The sequence below is a fragment of the Pedobacter cryoconitis genome (assembly GCF_014207135.1).
GTDB classification, from domain to species: Bacteria; Bacteroidota; Bacteroidia; order Sphingobacteriales; family Sphingobacteriaceae; genus Pedobacter; species Pedobacter cryoconitis_D.
This window is the reverse complement of the sequence record NZ_JACHCC010000010.1, coordinates 122,756-136,357: the sequence shown is the minus strand read 5'-3', so window position 1 is coordinate 136,357 and position 13,602 is coordinate 122,756. Positions and strand designations below refer to the sequence as shown.

The following is a 13,602-nucleotide window of genomic DNA, read 5'->3' as shown; positions in this document are numbered from 1 at the left end:
TAATTTTAAAAAATATATGTTCCGTTATTTTCTAACTGCCTGTCTGCTTTTTTCGGGTACGTGTGCATCATTTGCACAGGTAAAATTGCCAATTAAAGACACTGTGGCACAGCAAGATGTAACTGACATATTTAATCTTGTTTTCAGAAAAAACAAAAAGCCAGACACAACAGAAAAAAAAAACAACAGCCTTTCTTTACTTCCTTCTATTGGATATACGCCAAGTACAGGATTCATGTTTGGTGCTGAGGTTGCTGCCACAAGAGTATTTGGCAATCCAAAAACAACAAGTTTATCACTTTTTGATGTGTTTGCAGCAGTCTCCACAAATCAACTTGTTTTTATACAATTAAAACACAACGTTTATTCTGAAAGTAACAAATGGTATCTCGAAGGAAGCTGGGAACTGGGCAAAACTGTAGTACTCGATCACGGTATTGGTACAGGTAAAGATGATCCCGGAATATCTCCTATTAAATATACTTACGTGAAACTTTATGAGAATATCTATCGCAAAATATTTGATAATCTGTATGCCGGAGCTGGTTTAGCTTATAATTACTACACTAATATAGATGATGAAAAACATGATGGAGCTAATTCCAGAACGCGTAATCATTTCTATAGTGTTAAAAATGGCTTTCCAACTTATGGATATGCAGCCAGTGGATTTCAGATCAACCTACAATACGACACCAGAGACCAGCCTTATCGGCCTTATAAAGGAGTATACGCCAATGTAACATTGAGATCTAACCGGACATGGCTTGGTAGTACACAGAGCGCGACACAATTGAAAACAGAATTCAGAAAATACTTTTCACTATCCAGTAAAAACCCTGAACATATAATTGCCTATTGGTTATGGGGCTCTTATTTGCTCAATGGTGCTATCCCATACCTGGAACTACCCGGAACTGGAAGTGACGTAAATCAACGCATGGGGCGCGGTTATACCATTAGCCGTTTCAAAGGACCATCCTATTTTTATAATGAACTGGAATACAGGTTTCCCATTACTGCTAATAAATTGATTAGTGGCGTTACCTTTTTTAATATGCAAACTGCAAATAACCAAAGAAAAACGAGATTATTCGAATATTGGGAACCAGGTGGCGGAGCAGGTATCCGTATTTTATTTAATAAACATACACGCTCAACCCTTTGTCTTGATTACGGTGTAGGTAATGGATCAAACGGTGTTTTCATAGGTTTAAACGAAGCTTTTTAGAATTCGAACTGTACCCTGGCCCTTAACCCATATTTTGAGACGCCAGGGTTTTCCAGGTAACTGAATCGTCTGACTAAGTCTAAACGCACTACTCTAAAAATATTTCCAATACCTACACTGCCTTCCATATAAGGGACCTTACCCAATGAATAAGTAGTAGCTATGCCATCGCTATTTCTAGGAAATTGCGGTAACGCAGGATTCTGATCAGGATTATTCTCCTTTCTAAGACCTCCATACAAACCTTTAAAAGTAATATACTCCCTTAATTTAAGTTTTTTAAGCAATGGTATCCTGTTTACAAATAACCCATTGAAATTGTGATCTATATTTAAACTCACATAATGGTCACTGACAAATTCCATGAAATTCATCATGTTGTAAGCATAAGTCTGATAAGCATAACTCTGATTAGCCCTGTGAATATCCAACAAAGGAAAAGGTACTTTCCCATTAATGTAACCGCCTTCTAAGCGTACGTCGGAACGCCCAAACTGAGACAGGTAAAAACGCTTATCAATACTTGCAATAACACTATGGTAATTATACTCTCCACCAAATAACCCTTTTACTCCGGCAGCATAATTAATATTAAATACCGGGTATTTCTCAATCAACCTCTCTCTAAAAGTTTTACCCTGATAAAACCGCTCATGTGGAGCATAGCGTAGATCCAGGCTAAGTTCAGATGTTGTAATTTTATCAGTAATTTGAGTCTGATTATCCTGATAGGTTGCAAAGATTAATGATCCCGCAGGGGTCTGTGTCCATTTTTTAAATCCAATATTAAAAGAAAAGTGGTTACTGTATTCCTGCATATACTCAGCCCTGTAGTAGTCACTGTACAAAAATGTATTAGTCACTCCATGTTTAAATGAGGAGACAAAATTATCTTCAGGAATGATGTTTTTCGCACCATCACCAGGCACCTCAACATCACGCTGGAACCCCACACGGACAAAGCTTTGTGGGAAAGTATATATGGATTTGTTATTAAATGCATAAGCACCACTCAGATAGCCTTTCCATTTTTCGTCTTTAATACCATAAGCAACATAAGTATCGAAGTAAAACCTGGTACTGAAATCTGTTGTCGTACGCCCACCAAGTCTCGGTTTGAAACCTTCCAGACTATTAAAAGTATAAAATGTATAAAAAGGACCTATCTCTACAGGCCCGAAACTCTTATACCCAATGAATAGAAAAGAGGCTACATCCATCATTCTTTTGAATGACTTCATTTTCCCGAGACTATCAATATTATGATAAATCTTGATCTTTTCCTTTGCCATAGTATCCAGACGATTATTAGCCCAGAACTGATCCGATCGGCTCTCGGCTCCGGGAACTAGCACTACATTCTCTCCTTTATAAAGTGTATCAGGGCGCTTTATATTTGTTTTGTAATTCTTTATGATAACTGTTCTTTCACCTTTAAAGCCTCTTCCGCCATCATTCCCCACTCCAAAGTCTACTAATAAATGGCTTTTAGCAAGATGATATTTACCTATTGAATCCTTTTCAAAATTAAGTTTGACCTCCATTGCCCTGACAAAATTGATATTGACTCCTTTACCTGTTTTAAGCAAAGCATTCTGGACGGCATATCTTCCATCCATGGTAATATAGATTTTACCCTCAAACAGCAATGCGTTTTTATTCCGGGGAACAAATGAAAGCTCTATTAAATTAGGCTTATTTGTTTTGATCGTATCGGTAATAAAAAATTTGTAAAATGTTGGTGCTCCATCTGCAATAGGACTTAAAAACTGACTATTGGTAAAAATGATATTATTAGCATAGATATCTACATCTGCGTACATCCGCTCAAAATAATTCCCGATAGCATTATTATCTACCAGATTCTTATCAAAATTCACATGCTTATCTGCCAGCATGATAACTTTCATTTTTTCCGGATTTTTACGATAGTAATTATCAGACAGCCTTTCACGCAGATATACCGGAAGAATATTTTTCCCTCCAATTTCAGAAGAATCCTGCGTATCAAACAAAAACTGATATTTTCGGAAAAGCTTTTTATTTTTGAACTTCTCAGACAGGTTACTGAGTGAGAATTGCATCCAGTCGTACTGCTGAAACTCAACATTTTCCGCACTCTCCAATCTGTTCATTGGCTTATGCTCAATAACTTTTCTAATCAGTTCAACGGCCGGATTTCCTTTGTTATGATAAGGTGCCTTCTTATTCGAACTAATATTCACTTCAGTCAGACTCTGTGAATCTTCCTGTAGCTTCACATTAACCAACTGGGTCTTACCAGCTATTATAGGCAGAATTTTGGTCTTAAAACCGACGTATTCAATCTGTAACTGGCTGTAGGGTGTTACGGAGCTAATCTCAAAATGTCCATCGGCGTCTGTTTTAGTCTCTACCCTGGAGTCTTTAAAAAAAACAGTAGCATAAGGTATAGGGGTTCTATCCTTGATATTAGTTATCGTACCCGAAACTTCAGTGCTCTGAGCAGCGGTCTTAAATATAAACACAAAAAAAAGCACTGTCAGTACGTAAAAAGACTTCTTCTGAATAACAATCATAATATAAAATGCCGGGCCTAAGTCTTTTTAATAATTTTAGCGGGAATACTAGCTTAATCTGCAAACTATATCACATCACAACTCTAATTAAACAAAATGTTTCTGAATTAAGATGTTAATGTATGTTAAAAAAACACAAAGTCAGCATTTTCATCAGTATATATTATCGATTTGTATCAATGAGCTTGCAAGCCCGGTTTGTTTTTTAGCGGTTATAAAAGTTCAATCATCTGTGAGATTCACAGCATGAAAACACGAATGCTAGCTAATTGTTTTCTCCCTGAAGGATTTTGGAGCTGCCATAGTCTGGCGCTTAAAGAAAAGATTGAAATTTGCAGGATATTCGAAGCCCAGACAATAGCCAATCTCAGAAATATTCCATTCTGTATGTTTGAGTAGTGCAATGGCTTCGTTAGCAATACGCCCGGAAATATGTTCAGAAGTTGTTTTTCCAGTCACTTCTTTGACTGCGTGGTTAAGATGATTCACATGAATAGAGAGCCGTTCTGCAAAATCATTAGCAGTACGGAGTTGAAGGATGTGATCTGTGGAATAAATCGGAAATTGTCTTTCCAATAATTCAAAAAATAAAGAGGCAATTCTGGAAGATGCATTATTTGACTTTGATTGCAGATCTCTCGGCTGCATTTTCATGGCTTCATGAATCAACAGATTTACATAATTTCGAATCAGATCATACTTAAAAGCATAATCGCTTTCCATTTCCACCATCATTTTTTCAAAAATACGGCTTACATTATCTTGCTGTTCCTTATTGATATAAAATACAGGGTTACCTTGTATCCTTGACAATAAAGAATTTTTCAACGGCTCATTCCGCTGACGCATGAAGTTTTCGGTAAACAAACAGAAATAACCGGATTGAAATTCCGAAGTAGTTTCCCATGAATATGGAATCGTCTGATTAGTGAACATCAACGCACAACCATCAATTTCTATCCGTTCATTAGGATAATGCAGCACTCCCTTTCCGATGATATAAGCTATTTTATAAAAGTCTCTCCTGTTATAGGGTGAAGGATTCAGCGTACAATAGCCAAATCTCTTAAAAACATTAAAATGACCGGTATGCTCATCTAAGATCGGATTTGGAATAGTGACATCGGGTCTGTTGACCGCAAACATCTCATAAAACTCCTGAAGGGACATACTTTTTTTCACGCATTAAAATTGCGCAAATTTTAAGATGTCCCTATGCTTTTTATTGTAAAATTATAGTCTGTATTGTAAAATTATGGTTTGATAAGATCGCCAGGATGAATTTCTTCATTAGCTTCGTTAACCAGGATATCTCCTTCCTTAATATCCCCGAAGATCTCAATCTTATCATCTGTCTCGCGGCCCTTTTTAACATTTACCTTTTCCGCCTTCTGCGCTTTTGAGCGAATAACATAAACTCCCTCGGCCCCGTCTACCACAGCCGATTTAGGTACAATAAAAGTACTTGCATTAGCTGGCAGAGGAATCGATACGTCAGATACCATCCCAGGCAGAAGTTGTTTTTTCGGGTTAGGCACATCCATTTCTACTCTCTCCGAACGCAAACGCTGATCCAGTGCACCGGATAATCTCTTCACTTTAGCTGTAAACATTACATCAGGTAATGATTTAACTGTAAAATTAACATCATCACCTTCTTTCAGATAACCCGTATATAATTCAGGGATTGAGATTACAAGACGTAAATGTTTCTGTTGCTGTAAAGTAAACAGGGGTGACTCTGAACCTTTTCCTGAAGGTCCCACATAGGCACCCAAATTTACATTTCTGGAAGAAATTACTCCGTCAAACGGAGCACGGATCTCCAGATAATTCTGAATAGCGCCGACCTCTTTATAAGCCGCTTTAGCTGCATTAAGCTGTGCAAGATCTGAATTCCTTTTCGCAATAGCCTGATCAAGATCATTTTTAGAAATTGTACCAGGAGTTTTACTTGTCTCAAACAAACGGTCATAATTTGCTTTGCTTGCCATATATACTGCTTCCTGCGATTTAAGTCTCGACTCAGCAGCAGCCAGTTGAGAAGTCAGTTCGGGTGCTTCCAATGTCATTAACAGTTGTCCCTGTGTAACTTCCGAGCCAATATCTGCTTTCAGTGTTCTGACAAAACTGCTTACTTTAGCATACAGATCTACCTGCTGATAAGCGATCAGCTCTCCAGGCAACTTCAGAGAAGTCGCCATTTTTTCCTTGCTCAATACAAAAGTTTTGATCTCGTTATGTTTCTCAGCACTCTTACTTTCTTTTTTCTCCTCCTGGTGACAGCTGCTTAAAAGCGCCAGTAAGGCAACACTGCTAAATAAAAAGGAGGTTCGGCGGAATATGTCTTTGTTCATTATATATGTATCTTATACTAATTTAATCTTTTAACCCTTTAATAAAATGTGCACTCTCTTCGTCTTCAGGATCCAGTGATAGCGATTGTGTGGAAACCTTGCCTTGTACCCATGCAAATACCATTGGTAATATAATCAATACTGCAAATGTTGAAGCAATTAATCCTCCGATTACCGCTCTTCCCAAAGGTGATACCTGGTCCCCCCCTTCACCATGCCCAATTGCCATAGGAAGCATCCCAGCAACCATCGCCACACTGGTCATAATAATAGGACGTAAACGTAATCCGGCCGCCTCTCTTGCTGACGCCATTGCATTACCATTATGTTTTCTTAATTCTTCTGCATTTGTAATTAATAGTACAGCATTCGCAATAGACACCCCGACTGACATGATTATACCCATGTATGACTGCAGGTTAAGTGTTGAACCTGTAAGTTTCAGCAATAGTAACGATCCCAATACAACTGCCGGAACCGTAGCCAGAATTACCAGAGGCACTCTGAATGACTGGAAGTTAGCCGATAACATTAAGAAAATCACAACAATTGCCACCATTAATCCATTTTGCAGACTGCTTAATGTTTCATCAAGTACTTTTCCAAGACCTATCTGCTCCACAACAACTCCCCTTGGCAATTCTCCAACGGCTTTAATAGCTGCAGCCACATCTTTATTAGCCGAACCCAAATCCTTATTATTCAGATTGGCAGTTACAGAAAGATATGGAGTTGCTCCAAGGTTATCATTCTCTCCATAGGTGGTGTCTGGTTTGATAGTTGCTACATCGCTTAATACCGGACGGCTGCTATTTTTGAGTAGTGGAATTTCACCAAGGTCATCTTTACTGTTCATCTGGTTTAATGGTACCTGAACCTGTACTCCATAAGACAAACCAATTTTCTCATCTACCCAGTTATTCTTATCCGTATAACGGGATGAAGAGGTAGAGGCCACCAGAGATTTAGAAATATCATTTAAATCAATTCCCAGCTGAGCAGCACGAACACGATCAATATTGATATTTAAAGAAGGATATTTGATAGGCTGTGCTATCTGTACATCTCTCATGTAATCAAATTTCTTTAATTGAGCTACGATCTTACCTGCGTACTCTTCATTTATTTTTTTATTCTTACCAGCTATCCGTACTTCAACCGGCGTTGGAGAACCCTGGCTTAATACTTTATCTGTTAATTCTATCGGCTCAAAAGAAAGCTTAACATCTGGCATCTGACGCTTAACTTCGTCACGCAGCTTATCCTTCAGCTCATCCATATTCACATGATAATCTTTCAGTGCAATCTGGAAAACAGCTTCATGAGGTCCACCCATAAACAAATAGATCGGATTTACAGAAAATAGTGCCGGGTGTTGCCCTACATAAACTGAAGTAATACCTACATGTTCGGGACCTACCATTTTTTTAAGGACCTTAAGGATCATATTCGCCTTTTCCTCAGTCCGTTCCAGACGTGTACCATCGGGAGCCCTCATCCTTAACTGGAACTGGCTTGAATTTACTTTAGGCAGTACGTCACGGCCTATACTAACTAATAACAGACCAGCACAACCAATAATCAATACCAGGTAAACTAAAACTACAGATTTACGGTAAACAAATAAGCGGTCAATGAAACGCATAAACCTGTTTCTGAATTTATCAAACAAGGTAACTTTTCCTTCTTCACTGTAACATTCCCTTTCTACCAATACCTTTTTCTGATTTAGTGTTTCCCGCTCTGATTCCAACGTTAATCCCGTCTGGTTAAAAGCATCTTCATCGTCAGTGATTGAAGGGTCAGTTTTTTTGTGTTTATGTGGATGTGCAACCATTAACCAGTTTGCCAGAATAGGCACAAACGTTTGCGAAAGAAGGAAAGAGATAATCATCGAAAATCCAATGGCCAATGCTAGTGGCAGGAATAATGCACCTGGAATACCTGTCATCGTAAATGCAGGCGCAAATACTGCTAAAATACATAACAGGATCAGCAATTTTGGAAAGGCAATCTCCTTACAGGCGTCCCATATCGCTAATGCCTTGGGTTTACCCATATCAAAATGCTGGTGGATATTCTCAATCGTAACTGTACTTTCATCCACCAGAATACCAATAGCCAATGCCAGACCAGACAACGACATAATATTAATTGTCTGCCCAAATAATTTAAGGAATAATACACCTGAAATAATCGAAGTAGGAATAGTCAGAATAACGATCAGCGCAGCACGTCTGTCTCCTAAAAACAATAACACCATCAAACCGGTTAAGATCGCTCCTATTGCTCCTTCACTGATTAAACTCTCTACGGCATTAATTACAGAAACCGACTGATCAAACTCATAGGATAACTTTACATCCTCGGGTAAAGTATTTTGTATTTTAGGTAAGTTAGCTTTCAGTTTTTTAACTACTTCCCATGTCGAAGCATCTCCAGATTTAGCAATACTCAGATAAACAGAACGTTTACCATTGATCAGTGCATAACCATTTGTCACATCCGCCCCATCTTTAACAGTTGCAACATCACGCAAATAAAGATTCTGAACCCCACCTTTAAATAAAGGTATATTCTCAAAATCTTTGATTTCTTTAATCGTGTAATTAGTAGGTGTAATATAATTCTTATTACCAATACGAACGTTCCCAGATGGAGCCGTCTGGTTATTTATACTGATTGCACTTACAATCTGTTCTACAGTCAGGTTATGCGAACGCATCAATCCCGGATTCACATTAATCTCGACAGTACGCGGACTACCTCCAAATGGTGCAGGTGCCAGCAAACCAGGAATAGCAGTAAAAGATGCACGTACATAAGTATTTGCCAAATCCTGTAATTCATTATTACTTCGGGTCGGACTGCTCAGTACTAACTGTCCGATAGGTAAAGATGAAGCATCAAACCTGATAATAAAGGGAGGCTGTGATCCAGGCGGAAAGATCGCCTGGGCACGATTGGAAAGTGCACTTAGTTCTGATGCCGCCTGTGCCATATTAGTACCTTCATAATAGGTAAGCTTCATTAGCATCAGTCCCTGTGTATTTTTTGTCTCAATACTCTTAATCCCGTTCGCAAAAAGCAGAACGTTTACATAGTTTTTAGCAAAATAAGATTCCATTTGCGTAGGTGTATATCCACCAAAAGGGTGTGCGATATAGATAACCGGCAAATTCATCTGAGGCAAAATATCGACCTTGATACTGGTCATCGCGCTGATACCAAAAAAAAGCATACCAGCGACAAACACCATTATGGAAATGGGTTTTCGTAGTGCAAAACGTATTAAATTCATATTCGGGTAACGGCTAAAATTCGTTAATAAATAAATTGTAATCACCCATTGCGGCTGATTTCAGGAGCAATGCCTGCCACACATTAGTATAAGCAATATCTCGGTCTATCTCTGCGCGGTTTAAAGCGTATAAAGCCTGAGTTAAATCGACAATAGTAGTGAGTCCGTTTTTATACAAAGTGCTTTTCTGTAAATAAGCTTCACTTGCAGCCTTTACCTGTACAGGAGCTTCATTATAATTGTCCATTGCATTTTTAATCTTCGTCTCTGATAAAGCCAGTTGGGCATGTAATTGCTGATCTACCAGTTCGTATTCATTTTCCAGGCCATTCGAGATATATCTTTGTGCTTTAATCTGAGGGGAATTTCGCAGAATCGTTGTCAGATTCCAGGTCACTCCAATACCGAGCAGATAATTTCCACGGGTTGGATTAACCCCATCACTATAGCTGTGCGTATAAGCGTTTAAATTATTCGGGTAATTAGTTTCAAATCCACTTCCTCTACCCTGGAATATACCAATCAGCGAAAAAGTAGGATAATTTAGCTTTTTATAATAGTTCAATTGCTGATTACTTACTTCAACTCTATTCTTATAAAACTTCAGCAATGGATGTTCTTTAAAATCAACAGTAGTGTCATTCAATAAAATTGATTGTGGTACATGATTGATTGAAGCTGTATCCAGTTTAAAGTTGGTCGCAGTTACACCTAACAGGACACCCAATTTGTTGGCTTGTTCCTGTTCCAGGTCAATGGCTTTGGTCAATGCTATCTTGGCACTCGAAACTTCTGCACCGGCAAGAGAAGAATCTACTCCTGCAATTAACCCATTCCGGGCACGTAATACTGCATTATCTTTGAATATAGTCGCTCTCTCCAAATTTTTCTGCTGGGATTTTGTTAAGCGTTGTGCGGCCAGCAGATTGAGATAAGCAGCTGAAACACGTATTTCATGTTGAAATATTTCTTGATTCAGATCATTGACATCTCTTTTCAGCGCAGCTTTAGAGACGTTGATTTTCTCGCGGATCCTTCCAAAACTAAAAAAGTCCCAGTTAACATTACTAAGATATAATGCACCAAAAGCAGCGTTCCAGTTCTGTTGTGCCAAAGCCGGGCCAGATGAAGCAGTACTTAACCCACCCAAAGCGGAGAGCGGCCCGTTCTGTCCATTGATTGTACCATAATCCTGCTGCGCAGCAAGAGTAAAGTTAGGGAGATAATCCCTTTTGGCCTGTTCAACTGTTTGTTTAGAGGCGTTAACGTAATTGCCTTTTGCTTTTATAGTTCCATAGTTAGTAATTGCTGTATTGACTGCCTCCTTCATGTTTAAGGTTTGGGCATCAACAGTAACAGCAGTACACAGGATTGAAGAAAAAAGGAGTGTAGAAAAAGATATCCGGGGCATTGTATTGATGTTAAATTAAATCGATGTTCTACTATGTGTTTATCGTACGCCACAAAAGTATCTGTTCAGACATCAATTGAAAATATTCAGTTCAAATCAATTCTTATTAAATTCAAACAATTCAGTCTAAAAATTAGCTTCACAACTACAAAAAGCCTGTTTTACAGAATAAAAAGAACCTTTATTACATCAAAAAAGATACAATCATCTATTTAAATGACATTGTATTGACTAGATTACTAAGAACCTCTTATTTACATTAACAAATTCAGATTGTCCACGATAGAAATTCATTCAGATTTCAGATAAATGACCGATTTAATGAAACCACCATAATAAAAGGCTGTTTTTACAGGAAGATATAGTCTTTCCCTAAAATAATGTTCAGTGTTAATCAATGATTTCGCTTCCACAGCTGATACTTTATCAAAAAACAAATACATAATTTTTAAAAGTAGCCATTGCCACTTCTTTCCTGATTCTTTTGTATAATAGAAATCAACGAATAACCACTTCCCACCTGATTTAAGTAATACATGCAGCTGATTAAAAACCCGACCAATAGTTTCTGCAGAAAAATTATCAAAGAAAAATGCGGTAATTACCACATCATAAGAAACAGGGGATTTAAAATCTTCCATTGAAGTATGAACATACTCCAGTATATTATCTGCTGTATTTCTCTGCTTTGACAACTCGATCATTTTTACTGAAATCTCCACATATGTGATGGTTAATCCAGAAGGATGGATTTTAGCGATCTCTTCGAGTATCCATCCCGTCCCCCCTCCAACAATCAGGACAGTACTACCGGACGGAATAGCCTTAAGCTGATCCAATTGTGCATTAACCTGTGTACGAAAAAAAACCAGCCTACTCAACACATCATAGTATCCTGCAATATTGTCATAGTTATTCTTCATTCCTTTGCCTAAATAAATTGCATCGCTATAATACCACAAACTGCCTTAACCAGAATCAGTCCGTCAATGACAATAAGGTAATAAAATATTTTCTTTCTTTTATTCATGGAGTAGGCTACTATAGCAGTAAGTACAAAAGGAATCAGATTAAGCAATACCCTGGATACAGTAAAATGTTCGATGCATGCAAATATCAGTAAGGAAAGCGCTCCTGTAATTAAAAGAGGCATCAATACATAAAATATAGTCTTTTTGAGGCCAATTCTAACCACAAATGTTTTCAACTGACTATTTGAGTCTATCGCATAATCCTTCATATCAAACATAATAGCGTTCACCGTACAGAACATCCAGTTTTTCACAAATAGAAAATACCATAGTGTAGTTCTGGCAACGTCAGTACCGGATTGAACTTTAAGTACTATCAATGGCAACAGATTTGCCGTTGCCGCCCATACAAAGCCAATAATAAAAGGTTTAAACCAGCCTGTATTCCTCAGGTTAAGATTGAAGAAAAAGACAGGTACTAGTCCATAATATAAAATGGCCATAGCTAATACCAATCCAACAACAATCCAGTACACCAGTGGTAAATGCAGAATGGCTTCAAAATTATCGATGATCAAATAAAAAACCAGTCCACTGCAAACCAAGCTAAGTATAAACTGACTCAACCGCACAAAATTATGATGTTCTGCATACCAGACCGTCCTGGGATTCTGTCCTGGCTGACTATTGGTTGCCCCCATATAGGCATAGGTATAATAGACTATAGGAGCAAGGAACAACAGTATATAATAAGTCAGGGAATTAAATGGCACCTTTAATTGCAATGTAGATTCTACAGTCAGTGCAATAGCGAGTAAGCCAATAAAATAATTTCCAAAAAATATAAATTTTATAATTTTTAAACCCATGATGAGATTTTCTGATCAATATCTGCCAGCACTATTTTTTTGATAAATACTTTAATACAGCAATCATATCATCATCTCCCAATCCCTCTTCCACAGCAGCCTCCAGAGTTGAAGAAAGGGCTGTACCGACAGGGGTATCCATTCCGTTTGCAGTAGCCAGTCCAATATCTTTAGCCAGTAATTTAAGCGCAAAGGCTGCTCTGAAATCCTGATTAACAATATTTTCTGATTTCATCTTTGTCATTCCACTCCCCACCACACTTGCATTAATCAAGGGTAATAATTCTGCTGATGATAATCCGTTTTTAGCCGCAAAAACAACCGCTTCTGCCAACCCCACCGTGGTAATTCCCAAAAACAGATTAATTGCCAGTTTAGCTACATTTCCCTTTCCATTCTCTCCAAGATAAACAGATGCTTTACCCAATGTATCAAAAATTGATTTTACCCTTTGATAAATTTCTTCTTTACCGCCTACCATAATAAATAACTCCCCTGTTTCCGCTGGCTTAACACTCCCCGAAACTGGCGCATCAAGATACGCAATACCTTTTTCCAAACAGGCAGCGGCTAATGACAATGTCGTTTCGGGCGAAACAGTACTCATATCTATAGCTATCAGTTTTGCTAAATTGCTTGCAGTTAAAATCCCGGACTCCCCTCTAAAAACCTCCTTTACAGCATCATCATTACTTAGCATGGTAATAATGACATCTGCATTGGCTGCTAAATCGGCAGGCGAGTGAGCAATCCTTACATCGGTTTGACCTTGTAAAACCTTTGCCTTCTCTTCATTACGGTTATATACCCCAACCTCAAAACCCGCTTTAATCAGGTTTTTCACCATTGGCACACCCATATTACCAAGACCTATCCAACCAATTCTCAATTTATCCTTCATCTA

General features: G+C 38.1%; 9 protein-coding genes. 1 reads left to right on the top strand and 8 read right to left on the bottom strand.

The window, feature by feature from the left end:
* Window positions 1-16 precede the first annotated feature (16 nt).
* A complete protein-coding gene (locus tag HDF25_RS18735; RefSeq protein WP_221450954.1) occupies window positions 17-1,231 on the top strand; it encodes a BamA/TamA family outer membrane protein in 1,215 nt (404 codons plus the stop codon).
* On the opposite strand, the gene HDF25_RS18730 is transcribed toward HDF25_RS18735, so the two are convergent.
* From HDF25_RS18730 to HDF25_RS18695, 8 genes are all read right to left on the bottom strand, one after another.
* Window positions 1,228-3,789 carry a DUF5686 and carboxypeptidase-like regulatory domain-containing protein gene (locus HDF25_RS18730; RefSeq protein WP_184627581.1) on the bottom strand — a complete coding sequence of 854 codons (2,562 nt, stop codon included), beginning with the start codon at window positions 3,787-3,789 and terminating at the stop codon, window positions 1,228-1,230. The two genes, HDF25_RS18735 and HDF25_RS18730, sit on opposite strands and share 4 nt — an antisense overlap.
* A 261-nt stretch (window positions 3,790-4,050) precedes the next feature.
* Window positions 4,051-4,959, bottom strand: a complete 909-nt coding sequence (locus HDF25_RS18725) for a helix-turn-helix domain-containing protein (protein ID WP_184627579.1) — start codon at window positions 4,957-4,959, stop codon at window positions 4,051-4,053.
* An 83-nt stretch (window positions 4,960-5,042) separates the two neighbouring features.
* A complete protein-coding gene (locus HDF25_RS18720; RefSeq protein WP_184627578.1) occupies window positions 5,043-6,146 on the bottom strand; it encodes an efflux RND transporter periplasmic adaptor subunit in 1,104 nt (367 codons plus the stop codon).
* Between the two features lie 22 nt (window positions 6,147-6,168).
* The gene (locus HDF25_RS18715; RefSeq protein WP_184627576.1) at window positions 6,169-9,447 is read right to left on the bottom strand and encodes an efflux RND transporter permease subunit; all 3,279 of its coding nucleotides are present in this window, start codon (window positions 9,445-9,447) and stop codon (window positions 6,169-6,171) included.
* Between the two features lie 13 nt (window positions 9,448-9,460).
* The gene (locus tag HDF25_RS18710; RefSeq protein ID WP_184627574.1) at window positions 9,461-10,858 is read right to left on the bottom strand and encodes a TolC family protein; all 1,398 of its coding nucleotides are present in this window, start codon (window positions 10,856-10,858) and stop codon (window positions 9,461-9,463) included.
* A gap of 290 nt (window positions 10,859-11,148) precedes the next feature.
* Entirely contained in the window at window positions 11,149-11,781 is a 633-nt protein-coding gene (locus tag HDF25_RS18705) for a class I SAM-dependent methyltransferase (protein ID WP_184627572.1), read from the bottom strand.
* Between the two features lie 8 nt (window positions 11,782-11,789).
* Entirely contained in the window at window positions 11,790-12,698 is a 909-nt protein-coding gene (locus tag HDF25_RS18700; protein WP_184627570.1) for a hypothetical protein, read from the bottom strand.
* A 31-nt stretch (window positions 12,699-12,729) separates the two neighbouring features.
* Entirely contained in the window at window positions 12,730-13,599 is an 870-nt protein-coding gene (locus HDF25_RS18695; protein ID WP_184627568.1) for an NAD(P)-dependent oxidoreductase, read from the bottom strand.
* Between the last annotated feature and the right edge of the window lie 3 nt (window positions 13,600-13,602).